This is a genomic window from Rossellomorea sp. LjRoot5, from assembly GCF_964253455.1.
GTDB lineage: Bacteria > Bacillota > Bacilli > Bacillales > Bacillaceae_B > Rossellomorea.
The window spans coordinates 3,263,488-3,279,800 of record NZ_CAXUQN020000001.1 but is presented as its reverse complement, the minus strand read 5'-3'; the positions used below and the strand labels follow the sequence as shown (position 1 = coordinate 3,279,800).

The 16,313-nt window shown below is 43.8% G+C and carries 22 protein-coding genes; 10 read left to right on the top strand and 12 right to left on the bottom strand.

Translation table 11 applies throughout. The annotated features are described in order from the left end of the window. Positions 1-59 precede the first annotated feature (59 nt). Positions 60-2,198, top strand: coding sequence for an ATP-dependent Clp protease ATP-binding subunit (locus tag ACSQ2E_RS16790; protein ID WP_435992345.1), 2,139 nt, complete (start codon positions 60-62; stop codon positions 2,196-2,198). 849 nt (positions 2,199-3,047) lie between these two features. On the opposite strand, the gene ACSQ2E_RS16785 is transcribed toward ACSQ2E_RS16790, so the two are convergent. Both ACSQ2E_RS16785 and ACSQ2E_RS16780 read right to left on the bottom strand, forming a co-directional pair. Continuing rightward, a complete protein-coding gene (locus ACSQ2E_RS16785; RefSeq protein WP_435992343.1) occupies positions 3,048-3,560 on the bottom strand; it encodes a CBO0543 family protein in 513 nt (170 codons plus the stop codon). 113 nt (positions 3,561-3,673) lie between these two features. Beyond that, positions 3,674-4,417, bottom strand: a complete 744-nt coding sequence (locus ACSQ2E_RS16780) for a Cof-type HAD-IIB family hydrolase (protein WP_435992341.1) — start codon at positions 4,415-4,417, stop codon at positions 3,674-3,676. 162 nt (positions 4,418-4,579) lie between these two features. Here ACSQ2E_RS16780 and ACSQ2E_RS16775 point away from each other — a divergent pair, with 162 nt between their 5' ends. Further along, a complete protein-coding gene (locus ACSQ2E_RS16775) occupies positions 4,580-4,939 on the top strand; it encodes an MGMT family protein (RefSeq protein ID WP_435992339.1) in 360 nt (119 codons plus the stop codon). Here the strand turns inward: ACSQ2E_RS16775 and ACSQ2E_RS16770 are convergent. From ACSQ2E_RS16770 to ACSQ2E_RS16750, 5 genes are all read right to left on the bottom strand, one after another. Next, positions 4,907-5,089 carry a hypothetical protein gene (locus ACSQ2E_RS16770; protein ID WP_435992337.1) on the bottom strand — a complete coding sequence of 61 codons (183 nt, stop codon included), beginning with the start codon at positions 5,087-5,089 and terminating at the stop codon, positions 4,907-4,909. The two genes, ACSQ2E_RS16775 and ACSQ2E_RS16770, sit on opposite strands and share 33 nt — an antisense overlap. A gap of 64 nt (positions 5,090-5,153) precedes the next feature. Then, positions 5,154-6,779, bottom strand: coding sequence for an ABC1 kinase family protein (locus ACSQ2E_RS16765; protein ID WP_435992335.1), 1,626 nt, complete (start codon positions 6,777-6,779; stop codon positions 5,154-5,156). 233 nt (positions 6,780-7,012) lie between these two features. Continuing rightward, positions 7,013-7,198 (bottom strand): YfhD family protein, encoded by a 186-nt coding sequence (locus tag ACSQ2E_RS16760; protein WP_258264275.1) that lies wholly within the window; start codon positions 7,196-7,198, stop codon positions 7,013-7,015. 103 nt (positions 7,199-7,301) lie between these two features. Further along, positions 7,302-7,427 carry a YfhE family protein gene (locus tag ACSQ2E_RS16755; RefSeq protein WP_435992333.1) on the bottom strand — a complete coding sequence of 42 codons (126 nt, stop codon included), beginning with the start codon at positions 7,425-7,427 and terminating at the stop codon, positions 7,302-7,304. A 71-nt stretch (positions 7,428-7,498) separates the two neighbouring features. After that, positions 7,499-8,404 carry a TIGR01777 family oxidoreductase gene (locus ACSQ2E_RS16750; protein ID WP_435992331.1) on the bottom strand — a complete coding sequence of 302 codons (906 nt, stop codon included), beginning with the start codon at positions 8,402-8,404 and terminating at the stop codon, positions 7,499-7,501. A gap of 91 nt (positions 8,405-8,495) precedes the next feature. Here ACSQ2E_RS16750 and recX point away from each other — a divergent pair, with 91 nt between their 5' ends. Continuing rightward, positions 8,496-9,302, top strand: coding sequence for a recombination regulator RecX (gene recX / locus ACSQ2E_RS16745; RefSeq protein WP_435992329.1), 807 nt, complete (start codon positions 8,496-8,498; stop codon positions 9,300-9,302). Between the two features lie 40 nt (positions 9,303-9,342). Then, complete coding sequence (locus tag ACSQ2E_RS16740) at positions 9,343-9,756, top strand: hypothetical protein (RefSeq protein WP_435992327.1); 414 nt, start codon at positions 9,343-9,345, stop codon at positions 9,754-9,756. A 41-nt stretch (positions 9,757-9,797) separates the two neighbouring features. Here ACSQ2E_RS16740 and ACSQ2E_RS16735 read toward each other — a convergent pair whose 3' ends face one another. Further along, a complete protein-coding gene (locus ACSQ2E_RS16735; RefSeq protein ID WP_435992325.1) occupies positions 9,798-10,469 on the bottom strand; it encodes an SDR family NAD(P)-dependent oxidoreductase in 672 nt (223 codons plus the stop codon). A 476-nt stretch (positions 10,470-10,945) separates the two neighbouring features. Between ACSQ2E_RS16735 and ACSQ2E_RS16730 the strand changes: the two genes are divergently transcribed. Next, positions 10,946-11,272 (top strand): YfhH family protein, encoded by a 327-nt coding sequence (locus ACSQ2E_RS16730; RefSeq protein WP_435992323.1) that lies wholly within the window; start codon positions 10,946-10,948, stop codon positions 11,270-11,272. 37 nt (positions 11,273-11,309) lie between these two features. Here ACSQ2E_RS16730 and ACSQ2E_RS16725 read toward each other — a convergent pair whose 3' ends face one another. Together ACSQ2E_RS16725 and ACSQ2E_RS16720 are read right to left on the bottom strand one after the other, a co-directional pair. Continuing rightward, positions 11,310-11,468 carry a YpzG family protein gene (locus tag ACSQ2E_RS16725; RefSeq protein ID WP_082051311.1) on the bottom strand — a complete coding sequence of 53 codons (159 nt, stop codon included), beginning with the start codon at positions 11,466-11,468 and terminating at the stop codon, positions 11,310-11,312. Between the two features lie 31 nt (positions 11,469-11,499). Then, the gene (locus ACSQ2E_RS16720; protein WP_034762570.1) at positions 11,500-11,664 is read right to left on the bottom strand and encodes a small, acid-soluble spore protein K; all 165 of its coding nucleotides are present in this window, start codon (positions 11,662-11,664) and stop codon (positions 11,500-11,502) included. Positions 11,665-11,815: 151 nt separating this feature from the next. On the opposite strand from ACSQ2E_RS16720, the gene ACSQ2E_RS16715 reads away from it, so the two are divergent. Beyond that, entirely contained in the window at positions 11,816-12,091 is a 276-nt protein-coding gene (locus ACSQ2E_RS16715) for a YfhJ family protein (protein WP_435992320.1), read from the top strand. Positions 12,092-12,134: 43 nt separating this feature from the next. On the opposite strand, the gene ACSQ2E_RS16710 is transcribed toward ACSQ2E_RS16715, so the two are convergent. Then, on the bottom strand, positions 12,135-13,121 hold the full coding sequence (locus ACSQ2E_RS16710) for a metal-dependent hydrolase (protein WP_435992318.1): 987 nt from the start codon (positions 13,119-13,121) through the stop codon (positions 12,135-12,137). Positions 13,122-13,208: 87 nt separating this feature from the next. Between ACSQ2E_RS16710 and ACSQ2E_RS16705 the strand changes: the two genes are divergently transcribed. Continuing rightward, on the top strand, positions 13,209-13,517 hold the full coding sequence (locus ACSQ2E_RS16705) for a hypothetical protein (protein WP_435992316.1): 309 nt from the start codon (positions 13,209-13,211) through the stop codon (positions 13,515-13,517). A 49-nt stretch (positions 13,518-13,566) separates the two neighbouring features. Continuing rightward, positions 13,567-14,673 carry an A/G-specific adenine glycosylase gene (gene mutY / locus ACSQ2E_RS16700; RefSeq protein ID WP_435992314.1) on the top strand — a complete coding sequence of 369 codons (1,107 nt, stop codon included), beginning with the start codon at positions 13,567-13,569 and terminating at the stop codon, positions 14,671-14,673. A gap of 42 nt (positions 14,674-14,715) precedes the next feature. Here mutY and ACSQ2E_RS16695 read toward each other — a convergent pair whose 3' ends face one another. Next, positions 14,716-14,940 (bottom strand): hypothetical protein, encoded by a 225-nt coding sequence (locus tag ACSQ2E_RS16695; RefSeq protein WP_435992312.1) that lies wholly within the window; start codon positions 14,938-14,940, stop codon positions 14,716-14,718. A gap of 105 nt (positions 14,941-15,045) precedes the next feature. Here ACSQ2E_RS16695 and fabL point away from each other — a divergent pair, with 105 nt between their 5' ends. Together fabL and ACSQ2E_RS16685 are read left to right on the top strand one after the other, a co-directional pair. After that, positions 15,046-15,789 (top strand): enoyl-[acyl-carrier-protein] reductase FabL, encoded by a 744-nt coding sequence (gene fabL, locus ACSQ2E_RS16690; protein WP_435992310.1) that lies wholly within the window; start codon positions 15,046-15,048, stop codon positions 15,787-15,789. A gap of 76 nt (positions 15,790-15,865) precedes the next feature. Next, positions 15,866-16,072: a gamma-type small acid-soluble spore protein gene (locus tag ACSQ2E_RS16685; RefSeq protein ID WP_435992308.1), complete on the top strand. Its 207-nt coding sequence runs from the start codon at positions 15,866-15,868 to the stop codon at positions 16,070-16,072. The last annotated feature ends 241 nt before the right edge of the window (positions 16,073-16,313 follow it).

Below are 16,313 nucleotides of genomic sequence, written 5' to 3'. Positions count from 1 at the left end.
ACCATAAACCAATTAACAAACCCATTTATATATAACAAGACAACAGGAGGTCATGTTTCATGAAATGCCAAGTATGTCAGCACAATCAAGCAACGATTGAAGTGTATACGCAACAAAATGGTAAGAAATCCAGTATGAAAATGTGTTCTGCTTGCTTTCAAAAGCAGCAAACCCCTTCTGGCATTCAGGGAGGATTCCCGTTTGATGAGTTGTTCAAAGGTATGAGCATGGGCGGAAGTCCTAATCACGGATTCCAAAACCAACAACAGCCATCTTCATCAGCTCAAGCGAAAAGTGGGAATGGCGGAAACGGCATCCTCGATCAGTTCGGACGTAATGTCACTGGAGCAGCCAAAGCCGGCTTGATTGATCCAGTTATCGGTCGTGACAAAGAAGTGGATCGTGTGATTGAAATCCTGAACCGCCGCAATAAAAACAATCCGGTACTGATCGGTGAGCCCGGCGTCGGGAAAACAGCCATTGCGGAAGGATTGGCACGTAAAATCGTAGCAGGTGATGTGCCGTCAAAATTACTAAACAAAGAAGTATATGTGATGGATGTTGCTTCCTTGACTGCTGGTACAGGCGTACGGGGATCATTCGAGGAACGGTTGAAAGCCATCATCAGTGAATTGCAAAATCGTGAGAACGTCATGCTGTTCATCGATGAAATCCATCAATTGGTGGGGGCAGGTTCTGCAGAAGGATCCATGGATGCAGGGAATATTCTAAAACCGGCGTTGGCCCGTGGTGACCTGCAGGTGATTGGGGCGACAACCCTTAAAGAGTATCGTCAAATCGAAAAAGATGCGGCACTCGAACGCCGTTTCCAGCAGGTTTTGGTCAATGAGCCCACTCCGGAAGAAGCCATCGAAATTCTCAAGGGTTTAAAAAACCGCTATGAAGACTATCATGGGGTGGAATATACAGATGAGAGCATCGAGGCTTGTGTAAAATTGTCACATCGTTATATACAGGACCGATTCCTGCCGGATAAAGCGATTGATCTGATGGATGAGGCAGGTTCAAAAGTGAACCTTCTATCTGAAGGCAAGGATAAAACAGCCATTCACAAAAAATTACATGAAGTAAGAATGAAGAAAGAGCAGGCAACGAAAGAAGAAAACTATGAGCAGGCAGCGATCCTAAGGGACGAGGAAGCATCCTTGGAGAAACAGCTTGGCCAGGAATTTGCTGATTCAAAGGCACTTGTAGAAAAGGACTTGATTCAGTCAATCATTGAGACCAAAACAGGCATCCCTGTAGGAAAGCTTCAAAGTGTTGATCGTAAGAGGATGAAATCCCTTGAAGAAAACCTCGCTCATAAAGTGATCGGACAGGGTGAAGCCGTGAAAAAAGTGGCGAAAGCCATCCGACGAAGCCGGGCAGGCTTGAAAGCGAAGCACCGTCCGATCGGAACATTCCTATTTGTCGGACCGACAGGTGTCGGGAAAACAGAATTAACGAAGACATTAGCTGAAGAGTTGTTTGGATCTAAAGATTCCATGCTCCGACTTGATATGAGTGAGTATATGGAGAAACACTCTGTGTCTAAACTGATCGGATCCCCTCCTGGTTATGTGGGTCACGAAGAATCCGGTCAACTGACGGAAAAAGTGAGGAGAAATCCTTACTCTATCATACTTCTGGATGAAATTGAAAAAGCACACCCGGATGTTCAGCATATGTTCCTGCAAATTCTCGAAGACGGCCGTCTTACAGATAGCCAGGGAAGAACGGTGAGCTTTAAAGAGACTGTGATCATCATGACAAGTAACGCTGGGGTGACGGATAAGAAGGAAGCCGTCGTCGGTTTCAATACCGGAGGCACGGATGCCATTAAAGAAACGAATATTCTTCAATCGCTTGGTGCCTACTTTAAGCCGGAGTTCCTGAACCGATTCGATAGTATCATTGAATTCGAATCTCTTGAAAAAGAAGAACTGCTTCAAATTCTTGATCTGATGCTGAACGAGTTGAAGGCTGAGCTTAAGGAGCAGGGGATTACCGTGACGATCGACGGAGAAGCGAAGCATAAGCTCGTGGAACTTGGGTATCACCCTGAATTTGGGGCACGCCCCCTTCGTCGCGTGATCCAGGAAAGAGTGGAAGATAAGATTGCCGACTTCCTACTTGATGAAGAAGGCGTAACGGAACTGACCGTATCAGTTGAAAATGATGAGATTATCGTGAAATAAAATGAGAAGAGGCTGGGACAAAAGTGTTTAGTCAAAAGAAAATCCGAATAATCATTCGAAATTCTTTTTGAAAATCGAAATCGTTCGGACTGATCATTTGCCTGTATACGTAATTGTTACTTTTGGATGCAGTAAGTAGTGGTTGATTTCCGCTCCAGGTGCTCGCTTTCCGCGGGGCGTGAGTTGAGCCTCCTCGGGCTTTGCCCTGCGGGGTCTCAACTTTCCCGCGTTTCCCGCAGGAGTCGAGCACCTTCCGCTCCAATCAACTTCCAAGCGTAAGGTTTCACTATAACAATGTAATGTCGAAATTGCTTCACCTATTGCATACATCAACTCTTATCTCTTAGTTGCAGTGACCGTATGCGTTTATTATATAAATTCTCTTTCTATCTAACCTGATGCGAATGACTCATTTTGCTTCGACAGACCCAAAATAATCGAACATTCGAAAACTATAGTCTGTGTACGAATAACAAAAACCTTGATGAATGACCCTTTTATTATTATTGCTAAAGCATTCAGTATATATAGCCGGATCTAGCTTTTGATTGGAGTGCAAGACGAAGACTCCTACGGGAAAAGCGGAATAGGTGAGACCCCGCAGGAACGACAGTGACGAGGAGGCTCGCCTTCCGCCCGAGGAAAGCGAAGTCTTGCACGGAAATCAAAAGCGGTGTAGCGAGTGACCCACTAATTTTTAGTTGTTCGTCTTTAAAGGAAATGGATTTAGTTATGTCCCAGCCTTATTCTTTTCGTTTCAAAATGGCGATATAAATGGCCATCGTTATATACACCCCAAGAATTGAAACGATAAATACAGGTGTGGAAAAGGAAGTCATCGAAACACCCTCACTTTAATTCATGGAAAGACGGATGAAAGATCAACAATAGGATGCCAATGATGGGAATAGAAAAAATGAGTGCAAGCAGCGGTTTTTTATGATGCAATCCCAAAATGGAAAACATGATGATATTAAATACAGCAGACCACCCTAAGTTCCAGCCATTTTCATAAAGAAACAGCCCTTTTTTATGAAACAGGTACTCCAGGAAAGTAAAGTAAGTGATCCAGCATGAGACATAAAGAACCTTCTTTTTCCGATAGGGGAAATAACGAAGATAGATCATAATCACCACTGGAATGATGAAAAAGGTGAAAACGCATTCGATTAACGTGTGATTCAGCCAGTCTACCGTCACCGCTTTATACTCCCATAAGGTGTGGTTATAAAAAATCAAGTTATAGGTGAGGTTACAAATAATATAAAATTGAACCGTTGGATAAAAGTCCTTCCAGCGCTTCCAATCAATAAAGAACTTTGCGAAAAGTAAATAAACTACCACTACTAGTATTAGATACATATCGGAATACAATCCTTGTTTTTTCCATTAGTATAGACGTAACAGGAAAGGAATAGACCCTGCGAAAAGAGAAAGTGCCTGATTCAGTAGAGAATCAGGCACTTTTATTCTAATTAGCTCATTGCTTTCAATACTTTATCGATTGCCTGAGCGACACCGTGATCAGTATTGATCCCTGTCACCCAGTCCGCTGCTTCTTTCACTGCTTCCTGAGCGTTGCCCATGGCCACACCGAATCCTGCTTCACGGATCATTGCGATATCATTCATACTGTCCCCGACTGCCATGACCTGATCCATTGAAAGGTCCAGCCATTTACACACCTTCACCAGTGCCGCGGCCTTATTGACCCCTGCTGGATTGATTTCGATATTGGTGAGTGAGGAATTCGTAATTTCAAGTGCTTCATTCTTCACCAGTTCGTCCATCATGACTTTGCGGACATCATCGTCCGGGATATCAAAGCCAAACTTCAGCCAATTATAAGATTCGATATCCCGGTCAAAAGGTTTCTTGCTATTGTATAAGCCTTGGGAAGTGGAAGACCAGAAATATACATCATGCTCTTCTTTAAGCGCCCATAGCTGCTTTACAAGATCAATATCAAGGGGGATGCGGTCTACAAGATTGTATTCATGATCGTAGATTTCCCCGCCATTAACGGTGACAAGGTAAGATGAACGACCAAGCTCATCTGAAATGTCCCTGCATGTAAAAAGAGAGCGTCCTGTACTCAGTACAACATGAATTCCCTTTTCCTTTGCCCGATGAATGGCTTGTTCGTTTTCAGGTGATACCTCGCCCTCATGGTTGACAAGTGTCCCATCCATATCCAGTGCAATCAGTTTAATATCCATTATTCTTATCACGTCCTTCTTTTCATTCATATACAGTTTAATATAAAGGAAGCGAATCTTCTAGGAACGCGACTTGATGAAGACATGATATCCTAAATTCTTAACTTCCTATTTCAATAAGGGTAATACATAATTGAGAGGAAGAAGGGGAGGTGAACATGCATGAAGCCGTTTACCGAACGAGCGGTGAACATCATAGCCAATATTCCTCCGGGAAAGGTCATGACATACGGACAAATTGCGGAGCAGGCAGGTAGCCCAAGGGCTGCAAGGCAGGTCGTGAGGATTCTCCACTCCATGAGTGAAAAATATAAACTCCCCTGGCACAGGGTTCTAAACAGCAAAGGGGAAGTCGGATTTCGTGATGAGGAGCAACTGATGACTCAAAGGCTGTCCCTGGAAGCAGAAGGAGTCCACTTTATAGGAAATAACCGGATTGAACTGGGGGAGTATCAGCATCAACCTGAGAGTGGAACTGATACTGAAGTTTCAATCAAACAATCCGAAAACAAGGGCAAATAAAGACATAAGCACCGTGAACCCAATGATCACATAACCGATGATCCGAATCCCGAGTGGAAGACTGCCCATTTCGGGATTGTTCATGGGTGCCCCTTCAATTTTTGACATATGGTCGGTCACATCATTGAACGGTTCTTTACGATTTGTCATTGTATCCCTCCTGTCTATATTTTTCCATAAAAAGGTAACCTTGTTATGGGTTACCTTTTTACATTCAATGCAGTTGACCATTCTTCAATTTTTTTAACCATCTTCTTTGCCTTGTAGCAATAACCCAGTATCCGGCAACACCGAATCCTGCAAGTCCAAAGCTACCTTGCCAGATAACCTCCATACCAAACGCCAGTCCTGAGAATCCCCCGAGGCAGCCTGTAAGTATAAGGACAAATGCCTGCTTTTTTTGACTCTCGAATAGTTTGAATTGAAACCCGTTTAACTGATGATGATCCTTTTGATCCAGTGCTTTTTCTGGTATATCCAACAACTGCCGTACTTTTTGAACGGTCTGAAAAAGAGGCTGCGCGCTGACCCATTTCATAAGAAGCTCCCATTTGTTCGTGTGCCCATCCTTCACCCAATCCATAAAAGCTGGCTTAACGACATCAAGGGTTTCCTCATTCGGATTCAATGTGTGGACCAGTCCTTCGATGGTGGCGAAGGATCGCCCTAAAAAGATAAAGCGGGTCGGAACCTGAACAGGAAGTGATTTCACCATTTCATTGATTTCCTTCTTTACTGCTATCAGATCCATCTGTTTAAATTGCTCCATATCCAGAGTGACAAATTCCTTTAGCACACTCTCAATCGTTTTCGGACTAGCATCTGGAAGCAGGAATCCCAGTTCGGCAAGAGCTTCCGAAGCTTTCCGGAAATTCTTGAGAAGAACCCCTTCGAGAAGAGCTTGAAAATGGGCCGAATCCCTTTTCGAAATTTCCCCAATCATCCCATAATCCAATAAAACGAAAGTACCATCCGGTTGAAGTAATATGTTCCCTGCATGTGGATCCGCATGGAAGATCCCGGGCTCGAGCCACTGAGGGAGGAAGAGACGGAATAGTTGTTGTGCAAGCTTCTGGCCATTCAGTCCATACACATCAATCGCTTCTCTGTCATTCAATCGAACCCCGTCGACCCATTCCATCACCAATACTTTATCTGTACATAGCTCAGGGTACATAGTCGGGATCTTCACATTGGCATGATCTTTAAACCTTTGTTTAAAAGAAATGGCGGTACTCATTTCTTTGGAAAAGTCGAGCTCCTGCTCGATGACCTGTTTCAATTCTCTATATAGCATCTTAAAATCAATGAACCCTTTAGGCATGGGAGCAAAATGCCGGGCAAACCAGATGATGATGGACAACGTGCGGAAATCCGTCTTCACTAGTGAAGGGATCTCCGGTCGCTGCACCTTGATGGCCGCTTGCGTACCATCAAGCAGTGTTGCTCTGTACACTTCTCCGATGGAAGCCGAGGCAATGGCTTCTTGGTCAATGTTTACTACCTCTGAAGAAATCGATCCTCCCCATTCCCGTTCAAGAACCTGTTCAATTTTCTCCCATGGTGAAGGGGGGACGTGATCCACTAAGTCTTGAATTTGATTGATGAACCCTTTCGGAAGAAGATCCTCTCGTATACTCAACAGTTGTCCAACCTTGATCAACACTCCATTCAGTTCAAAAAGGGTTTCCTTGAACTCTTTACCGATCTGTTCCCAAAGCTTTTCTTTTTCCCATTGGGACTTACCCCTCAGCCGGTACCAGTAGACTCTCACCACTATTGATAAGGCGAGTGATAATACCTTCCACATTCTCCAAAGCTTGTTCTCTGACTTCATCATTTCATCCCCCGTAAACGGATATCTATCTCTATTATGTAATACGTGTGGGAAATAAGAAAGTTTCGGTTTTGTATTTTCAGAAAATGGAGGTTGTATTTCTATGGTGGAATTAATTTATCAGTAAGGGGTGAAGGTCTATGGATTAAGATATGAAAAAGCCCCATGCTCTCACAGCGTGGGGCAACTTTAAAGCTGAATTCCTCAACCCCGACATTTTTAACTAACGGGATTCACTATTGGTTTTTCTTCACTCGTGCACGCTGGTTTGCAGCGTTCGCCCGGGCTTGTGCTTCCATATCTGCCTGGTCGGCAAGTTCTGTTGAGAACTCTTCGTCAACACCGTCAGATTTGAGCTGAGCGGGTGTTTGTGGCAGGCTGTTTTTATTTCCTCTTTTGCTATGGCCGCGTGATCTTCCCAATATCAACATCCCCTTTTGGTTAAAAAATAAAGGTACAGGATCCTTTGGAACCTGTACCTTTATCTTTCTTCAAAGTAAGGGCTTTTAGTTAGGTAATAATTGTCTATCTGTGGGCTTTCGAACTGAAACCGCCTGCACGATCTGCTGATTTGAACTCCCTTGAGTACGTTACTTCTTGTGCACTTGATAGAACCGACTTGTTTTTGTCTTTCTTTTTCTTATTATCCATGTCTATGTACATCCCTTCTTTTCAAGATTACTTCTATTTTTGCCGTGAAAAGGAAGGGACATACCTGTGACTTACTGATATATATCAATGAGGGCACTTTTTAATTCCGGATATTGAAATTGAAAACCGTGTTCTGAAAGGACACCAGGTAAGACCTTTTGTCCTTCCAGTACGAGTGCGCTCATTTCACCCATTGCCACTTTTAAAGCAAGGGAAGGGACCGGTATCCAGTGGGGTCTGCCAAGGATCGTCCCTAGTGACTTTCCGAATTCTTTCATGGTGACAGGGGAAGGAGCGGTGACATTAACCGGTCCAGCAATCCCTTCTGTTTCGGCGACAAAATGCACGGCTCTCGCGATATCTTTGATGTGAACCCATGACATCCACTGTTCACCAGAGCCGACAGTCCCCCCGACAAACATTTTATAGGGAAGGGCGATCCGTGGAAGGGCGCCTTCATCCTTGCCGAGAATAATGCCGAATCGCGTATAGGCTACCCGTATGCCGAGTTGTGTGGCTTTGGCTGCTTCCTTTTCCCATATTTGAACGGTTTCCCCCAGGAAATTGTCTGCAGTCTCAGTTGAGGCTTCCGTATACGTATTTGTTTTGGAAGAAGGGTAATAGCCGATTGCGCTTGCATTGATAAGGCAGGCGGGTTTCTCTTTCAGTGCTTTTATGATATTTATGACTTCCCCGGTTGAGTTGATCCGGCTGTTGATGATCCGTTTCTTGCGTTCTTCGGTCCATCTTCCGCTATTGATGGACTCTCCCGCAAGATTAATGAAGGAGTGAATTCCTTCGAGCTCCTCTTCGGGTCTTGCCCCGTCGGATAGCCATTTCACATACGTCACACCTGGCCGCGCCTCGTATTTATCCGGATTTCGGGTCAGGATCATCACTTCATGTTGGTGTTTGAGAAGTTCCTCAGTCAGAGCCTTGCCGACAAAACCTGTTCCACCTGTTATGGCAATCTTCATCATCATCCCTCCAATTATACTTATTATTTTACCTATCTTCAGAATAAAAAACATATGTTGAATGTGTTAGGATTAAAAGGAGGTGGAAAATATGGGTAAGATTACGAAAATAACGAAGCAAGTGAAGAACGATGAGCGTTACAATTTATTTATAGATGGGAAATATTCTTTCAGTGTCGATGAAGCGATTCTTGCTAAATTCCAGCTCAGAAAAGGGCTGGAGGTGGATGAGCTCGAGATTTCAGAGCTTCAGTATGAAGACGATGTAAAAAAAGCGTTTAATAAAGCCATTCAGTATCTGGCCTATCGGATGAGAACGGAAAAGGAAATCCGTGATCACCTGCAGGAAGGGGACCCGGAGGATGGGGTCATCCAGGAAGTCATTCATAAATTAAATGAGATTAAATACATCAATGATTTAGAATTCGCCCATGCGTTTGTAGGTACTCAGATGAATACGGCTGACAAGGGGCCCACTTGGATCCGCGGTGAATTAAGAAGAAAGGGTGTAGGGGATTCCCATATTGAAGAAGCCCTGGCTGCTTTTACACAAGAAAAGCAAGTGGACAAAGCGGTCGCCCTGACAGAAAAGCTCCTTCATAAATATCGTAAAGATTCCAAGATGGTTGCCAAGCAAAAGATTGAACAAAACATGATGAGGAAAGGGTATCCTGGCTCAGTCATGAAAATCGTATGGGAAACAGTTGAATCCGAACGGGATGATGATGAGAGATGGGATGCGGTTTACCATCAAGGGTTGAAGGCTCACAGAAAGCTCAGTTCAAAATATGATGGATATGAATATGTACAAAAAATGAAACAAACGTTATATCGAAAAGGTTTTTCAATGGAAGACATTGAAAGGCTGATGGAAGAATTAAAAGAAAATGAAGAGTGATTTTTTTCATCATTAGTAGGGTGGGGAAAGGAAGAGTTCAGTGGAGATAGTTACAATCCTGTTTGTTGTTGTTACCCTGCCACTTCTCATTGGGACAGGGAGAAAATTCAAGCTTTACGCCGGAGGAATAGTGATTGGTACGGCCCTGCTATTTCTCATTGGTGAATTGATTATTAAAGTGCAAACGGACTTTTTTTCTTTAGGCAGGCAGGAGTGGTATAACCAGGGATTTGCTGAGGATATGGGGAAATGGGTCGTGCCATTTTTTCTTCTCGGAGTGGCAATCTTCTTGATCCTGGTCAATATCAGGATGATTCAGCAGTTTTTAAAAAGAAAGGATGGCATCCGCTGGATATGGATCGCCTTTGTCGTGGTCATTGATGTATTCGCACTGTTTTTAGTCCCTATGCTATTATTTTTTGTGGCCTTTATGTTTTTTCCGTTTGCTCCTTAAATCAAGGCAGCCTTCGATAATCGAAGGCTGCCTTTTGCGGTTTATTTTTTTGATTCAATGACGATTTCGTCTTTTTTCTGATATTCATTTACGATCGTCTCCGCTACTTCTTTAGGAGAGCGAAGTCTTGACGTGTCACTGATATGATCACTGTTTTCCCAGAATGGAGTATCCATTCCACCCATATAGGCATTCACGATGCGAAGGTTTGAGTCTTCATATTCCTTTTGAAGGCTTTCACCAAACCCCCTTAGAGCGAATTTGCTTGCTACATACAAGGACTCGTTTTTCTTGCCTCTAAGGCCGGCAGTAGAAATGATATTGATGATTGTGCTCTCATGCTCCATTTTGGGCAGCAATGCCTTTGTTAACCGGATTGGCCCAAGGGCATTGGTTTCAAACATACTAATTAACTCATGGTCACTTGACTCCTTGAAAGGACCGAAATAGCCTACGCCTGCGTTATGTATGAGTAATTCAATATTAATATCACTAAGTTGATTCCTGCAAAATTGTTGGATGTCATGAGCGGAGCATATATCCAACGTGGCAAATGAAACCTGTCCGCCTATGTTTTCAATTTCTGTTCCAGCTTCCTTTAAACGGTCTTCTGTTCGTCCAAGCAGGAGGATATGATATCCTTGCTGGCTAAGAAGTTTTCCCAATTCTTTCCCGAGGCCTGAGCCTCCACCTGTAATGATGGCTGTCTTCATGTTTCTTCATCCTTTCTATGGTTGTCGGGGCTGAACAAGCCGCTTCTGCTTTTCTTTTTCCAGCTACAGCGACTAGCCCCTCGAGGTCATAAGCCAGGATGGCCAAAAAGGCAAAGGACGCCTTTCCGGCCATCCCGTCTTATGCTTGTCGGGGCTGACCAGCCTCTTGCGCTTTTCTTATTGTCCAGCTCCGGGGCTTAGAGGCTCGAGGTCATAATGCCAGCCCACCAAAAAGGCAACGAGCGCCTTTCCGGTGGACTTGACTTATGCTTGTCGCCTCTGGGCAAAGCCCCTCCGCTTTTCTTATTGTCCAGCTCCAGCGGCTAGCCCCTCGAGGTCATAAGCCGGGATGGCCAAAAAGGCAAAGGACGCCTTTCCGGCCATCCCGTCTTATGCTTGTCGGGGCTGAACAAGCCGCTTGCGCTTTTCTTATTGTATCATTTTCTCTATACTACTATTAGTAGAGGTGATGAGGAATGGAGCAAGAGAGAAGATATAGTGAGATGACGGAGCATGAGTTGAGGCAGGAGATTGCTTCTTTGAAGGAGAAGGCGAGAAAGGCTGAACAGCTGGGAATTGTGAATGAGTTTGCCGTATTGGAGAGAAAGGCACTTATGGCGCAGGCTTATCTGATGAATCCTGATGCTTACAAGCCTGGGGGGATTTATGGGATTGAAGGAGATCCGGGCACTTATTTCAAAGTGGACTATCTGAATGGAGTATTTGCCTGGGGATATCGCCTCGGAGGAGACGGAAAAGAAGAAGCTTTACCTATTTCCCTTCTAGCCGGGGAAAAGAAATAAGGAAGAGGTCCGTCAATAGGGACGGACCTCGGAAGATCTAGGAACGCTTACGTGTCTGGTTCTCCAGAATGATTAAGTCTTGAGTTTGTGTGGTTTGTCCATTTGCCTGTGAATGGGCATGCTTCGGATTGTAGAATGCCTTGTTAAATGGACTGCTGTACTTATTTCGGTAGAAGTTGTTTTTCATGTTTGCCATCGTGACTACCCCCTAATCAAATTTCACTGTATTAAAGTGAGTCGTGATCTCTTTGTCCTGAAGATTTCATTCGTTCTTGAGGATGGGTATTGATGGTGCCGTTAGCCCTTTTAGATGCATATTCCGCCTTTGCCCTCGGTTCACCTTCGAATTTGTTGTTATTCATATTGGGGAACCCTGTCGATTTATTTCGCATAATGTGCCTCCTAAAAGGTGAAATTTACTGACTTATACCGTGAAGAAGCAAAGATTCACAACTAAGCTTAACCACGTATCTTTAGTATGGGTGAAATGGTCAACATTATCATAAATGTACAAACTAAATATATGGAAAAGGAGGAGACAAAATGGAGTCAACATTCCACGAATTAACACAACTGCTACTTGAAAAAAATAATAAGCTTTCGTATGAAAAAGCGAGGACTTGGATTGAACTTGTATGGGAAGATTTCGAAGCAACATACGCGAAAGCAGGTTACGATTACAAAGGAAAAGCAGTGACGGAGAAAGTCGTCCGTCAATGGGTCGATACGTACGGTGAGCAAATCCATGAATTCGCCGCCCAAAACCCGAAATACAAACACCTGATCGACGATAAAGAAGATGATGATTTAGTACATTAAAGTAATGAGGGACGGACCTTTAATAGGTCCGTCCCTCACTGCATTAATCAATTAAAATGTCGATGTCCACTTTTGAGCGGAGTTTTTCTTCGCTGAAGACCCATCCTGTGTAGGAGCTGATGATTTTTAGGTCTTTATCGAGCTGTACCAGGGCCACGAATGGGTAGTGTCCGTTATTTCGATATCGCAGATCGATGAAGCGGACTTCATAATGGTCATCGTATTCATCCACTTCCCAGCGGTAAACCGGGGAAAAGGAGAGAAATGCTGCGAGATTCTTATCTTTACTCGCAGCATTGATGATGGGACTATCAGGCAGTTTCACGCGCTCAAATTTATCAAAAATCGTAATCGACCGCCTAAATGCCCGTGCCACATAGTAATGCTCCTTCGTAACGATCGCGAGCCGCCACTGGAAAAACCGGATCGTCGGTGAAACGATGATTTTTTCAGCCTTGGGGATTCTTCGCTTGACCGCATTCTTCACGGCTTTTTGAACCTGGAATCTCAATACATAGTAAGCAAAAATGACAATGTACATGATCAAAAAGGTTTTTCCCGGTGGCAGTCCAAGACCCCACAAAATCAAACCGACTACATGTATGGCGAATATTATGGCGTCAAACGTGTTAATGACCCCTAAAGCGACCCATTTCGACGAGATCGGCCTGATGGCCTGGGTCCCATATGCGTTGAAAATGTCGACAAATACATGGAGGAATACCGCCACAAATGTCCAAATCCATAGATGAAGCAAATCTGCCCCGGGGAAAAACGGATAAAGACAAGCGACTATTAAGAGCGGCCATAGGATAACCGCAGGTATACTATGGGTAACTCCACGGTGATGACGAATATAAACTGCATTATTGCGCAATTTCAACACGGTGTCGATGTCAGGTATTTGAGAGCCGATCACTGCTGCGACTAACACACTTTGAGAAGAGGCCGCGCTTTCAGCTACGACGGGATCTAAAGTAGCCAATCCCCCGAGAGCGAAGCCCATGACGATATGAGTGCCTGTATCCAAAAAAAGTCCTCCCTTGGCTCGCATTTCTAAGATTTGTTTATGACGTATCATTGGTGAACATGATATGGTTAAAAGGAGATTATTTCAATGAAAAACACTTTGCACATACATTTGGAATACGAAATAAAGCAGAATTCAAAGCCTCGATATAAGCAAATTATGAACGATATCGCAGAGACATTACCACAATATGATGCTTTCAACTTCCATTGGGAAAAGGCTGAAGATGATTCGAATCGCTATATCGAAACCTTCGTAGTTCCGACAGAATCCCATTTTCATGCTTTAAAACGTTTACGGATGTCCCGTCGTCATTTATTATTTGGATTATTGGACGAATGTATTTGTGGTGGGTTACAAGAAATAAACCTTATTTGTCTAAAAACAGAGTACTAATTATTTATTCCCTATTCAATGCAACAATTAACATCCTGGAGGTACAAAATTGATAGAAGAGCCACTGAAACACTTACAGACCATCAACCGTGAGGAATTTCAGAATGATTTGATTTCATGGTTTACAAGAGAACAACGCGATCTGCCGTGGAGAAAGGATCAAGATCCATATAAAGTATGGGTATCAGAGATCATGCTTCAGCAAACGAGGGTGGATACGGTCATCCCTTATTTTAACCGATTCATCGAGAAATTTCCTTCAATAGATGCCCTCGCTTCAGCAGGTGAAGAGGATGTCCTGAAAGCGTGGGAAGGCCTCGGTTATTATTCGAGAGTCAGGAATCTGCAAACAGCCGTAAAAGAAGTAAACGAAAAATATGAAGGAATCGTTCCGGATACGCCGAAAGAAATTTCTTCTTTAAAAGGTGTCGGCCCTTACACAGCGGGTGCGATTTTAAGTATTGCTTATAGTAAACCTGAGCCTGCCGTGGACGGAAATGTGATGAGGGTATTTTCACGTATTTTATCCATATGGCTTGATATTGCCAAGCCTTCATCCAGAAAAGTGTTTGAAGAAGCAGTAAGGGAGCTGATTTCAAAAGAAAATCCCTCCTTTTTCAATCAGGCTTTGATGGAACTCGGTGCTCTGATCTGTACGCCGACATCCCCATCCTGTCTGCTTTGTCCTGTACGTGAGCACTGTCAGGCTTTTGAAGAAGGTGTTCAGACTGAACTTCCGAATAAGTCGAAGAAAAAATCCGCCCGCAAGCTTAATATGGCGGCAGCGGTTCTGTTCACGGAAGATGAGCGGATACTGATCCATAAGCGTCCTGGGAAGGGACTGCTCGCTAATTTATGGGAATTCCCTAATTTTGAAGTGGGAAATGCAAGCAGTGGCCGGAAGCAATTGCTCCAGCTCATGGAAGAAGAGTATAAAGTGGATTGCTCATTAAAGGCCGGAGTTGTGACAAAGATACAGCATATATTCTCTCACATCGTTTGGGATATTGAAGTATATGTCGGATCTGTGGACAGCAATACTTTAGAAGGAAACGAACTGATTGCCGTTACTCCTCTTGAAATGGAAAAGTATGCTTTTCCTGTCTCACACCAGAAAATCTGGCAGGAAACAGGAGCAGGGATATTACAGAAATAGACAGGAGCAGCGGGACACGCTGCTCCTTTCATCCATGTCATTTCAGTCGTAACTTATCTTCGTACCATGAGTATAATCAGCTTCGCCACGCTTCAATCCACCGCGGTTTTCGATTTCTTCGATAATTTCCCGATGAATCGATTGTCCTTCTCCATTCAAATAAGGTACTATTTGTTGTAGTGAATGGTGAAAGAAAGCAAGCTCGCTTTCCTTCCATTCATCTTTCGGTATCATTGAAAGCTCGGTCATATCTCTGCCTACATACATAACTCATTCCTCCATTTAACTGATATGCTCTTATTAGTTTGCGTGTTCAGGGTCGCATTATGCTTTGGACCAATTGGAAAAATGAAATTGAAAGGATGAAGTAACATGAGTCAAAAAGTAGCATTAGTAACAGGAAGCAGTCGCGGTCTTGGAAGAGAAATCGCCATCCAACTTGCAGAAAAGGGGTACGATATCGTCGTCAATTATGCCCGGAGTAAAAAAGGTGCACTTGAAACGGCTGAGCAAGTTGAAAAACTGGGGCGGAAAGCATTTGTTGTCCGTGCGAATGTCGGGGATGTCGATAAAATCAAATCCATGTTCGAACAGATCAAAGAAGAGTTCGGCCAGTTGGATGTATTGGTCAGCAACGCAGCATCAGGAGTATTACGCCCTGTCATGGAGCTTGAAGAGTCTCATTGGGACTGGACGATGAATATTAACAGTAAAGCTCTATTATTCTGTGCACAGGAAGCAGCTAAATTAATGGACAAGGGTGGACGCATTGTGAGCATCAGCTCTTTGGGATCCATCCGCTATCTGGATAATTACACAACGGTGGGAGTGTCAAAAGCTGCCGTAGAAGCATTGACGCGTTATCTTGCTGTTGAGCTTGCACCGAGGGGCATCGTCGTAAATGCCGTATCAGGCGGCGCAATCGACACGGATGCACTTAAACACTTCCCTAATCGTGAAGAGCTCCTTGAGGATGCCCGTAGCAAAACGCCTGCAGGACGTATGGTTGAAATCGATGATCTTGTGAAGTCAGTCATGTTCCTTGTTTCAGACGATTCTTCCATGATCAGGGGTCAAACCATCATCGTGGACGGTGGTCGTTCACTTCTTGTGTAATGGAATGTTTTTCCTGAAATTAACCGAATAGTGAAATCCACGCTTGGTTATCTTAATAAGCGTGGAGGTGATTACAATGGCAAAACAACCAAACAAAACTCAATCTGGTACAAGCGTTCAACACGTGAAACAACAAAACGCTCAAGCTGGTCAAGCTCAGCAACAACAATACGGTACTGAGTTCGCTTCAGAAACGACAGCAGCTCAACAAGTGAAGCAACAAAACCAACAAGCAGAAGCTAACAAAGCGAAAGCTTCTGGAAAATACGGTCAACAACAATAATCGCATTGTTCTTGACAGAAAAAGCACCCATTTCGATGGGTGCTTTTTCATTTTTGAGGGACGGACCTCTCAAAACGCCGCTCATATTCATACAAATCCTTATTTAACAACATTTCTTATTGTAATAACCATTTAAAATAGAGGTCCGTCCCTCCATCGACAAAACTTCCACGATTGTGACATAAATAGTCAAAGGGTTTGTGCACAGAAGGGAGAATGTGTTAGGAGAGTTTGTTTAGAG

What these genes read in the sequence shown, in the direction of transcription:
- ACSQ2E_RS16775 (WP_435992339.1), top strand. Translation starts at nt 4,580, where the DNA reads ATGAAGCCGTTTACCGAACGAGCGGTGAACATCATAGCCAATATTCCT.
- ACSQ2E_RS16785 (WP_435992343.1), bottom strand. Translation starts at nt 3,560, where the DNA reads ATGTATCTAATACTAGTAGTGGTAGTTTATTTACTTTTCGCAAAGTTC.
- ACSQ2E_RS16720 (WP_034762570.1), bottom strand. Translation starts at nt 11,664, where the DNA reads ATGCGAAATAAATCGACAGGGTTCCCCAATATGAATAACAACAAATTC.
- ACSQ2E_RS16780 (WP_435992341.1), bottom strand. Translation starts at nt 4,417, where the DNA reads ATGGATATTAAACTGATTGCACTGGATATGGATGGGACACTTGTCAAC.
- ACSQ2E_RS16725 (WP_082051311.1), bottom strand. Translation starts at nt 11,468, where the DNA reads ATGGCAAACATGAAAAACAACTTCTACCGAAATAAGTACAGCAGTCCA.
- ACSQ2E_RS16730 (WP_435992323.1), top strand. Translation starts at nt 10,946, where the DNA reads ATGGAGCAAGAGAGAAGATATAGTGAGATGACGGAGCATGAGTTGAGG.
- ACSQ2E_RS16770 (WP_435992337.1), bottom strand. Translation starts at nt 5,089, where the DNA reads ATGACAAATCGTAAAGAACCGTTCAATGATGTGACCGACCATATGTCA.
- ACSQ2E_RS16790 (WP_435992345.1), top strand. Translation starts at nt 60, where the DNA reads ATGAAATGCCAAGTATGTCAGCACAATCAAGCAACGATTGAAGTGTAT.
- recX (WP_435992329.1), top strand. Translation starts at nt 8,496, where the DNA reads ATGGGTAAGATTACGAAAATAACGAAGCAAGTGAAGAACGATGAGCGT.
- ACSQ2E_RS16755 (WP_435992333.1), bottom strand. Translation starts at nt 7,427, where the DNA reads ATGGATAATAAGAAAAAGAAAGACAAAAACAAGTCGGTTCTATCAAGT.
- ACSQ2E_RS16735 (WP_435992325.1), bottom strand. Translation starts at nt 10,469, where the DNA reads ATGAAGACAGCCATCATTACAGGTGGAGGCTCAGGCCTCGGGAAAGAA.
- fabL (WP_435992310.1), top strand. Translation starts at nt 15,046, where the DNA reads ATGAGTCAAAAAGTAGCATTAGTAACAGGAAGCAGTCGCGGTCTTGGA.
- ACSQ2E_RS16715 (WP_435992320.1), top strand. Translation starts at nt 11,816, where the DNA reads ATGGAGTCAACATTCCACGAATTAACACAACTGCTACTTGAAAAAAAT.
- ACSQ2E_RS16695 (WP_435992312.1), bottom strand. Translation starts at nt 14,940, where the DNA reads ATGTATGTAGGCAGAGATATGACCGAGCTTTCAATGATACCGAAAGAT.
- ACSQ2E_RS16765 (WP_435992335.1), bottom strand. Translation starts at nt 6,779, where the DNA reads ATGATGAAGTCAGAGAACAAGCTTTGGAGAATGTGGAAGGTATTATCA.
- ACSQ2E_RS16685 (WP_435992308.1), top strand. Translation starts at nt 15,866, where the DNA reads ATGGCAAAACAACCAAACAAAACTCAATCTGGTACAAGCGTTCAACAC.
- ACSQ2E_RS16750 (WP_435992331.1), bottom strand. Translation starts at nt 8,404, where the DNA reads ATGAAGATTGCCATAACAGGTGGAACAGGTTTTGTCGGCAAGGCTCTG.
- ACSQ2E_RS16705 (WP_435992316.1), top strand. Translation starts at nt 13,209, where the DNA reads ATGAAAAACACTTTGCACATACATTTGGAATACGAAATAAAGCAGAAT.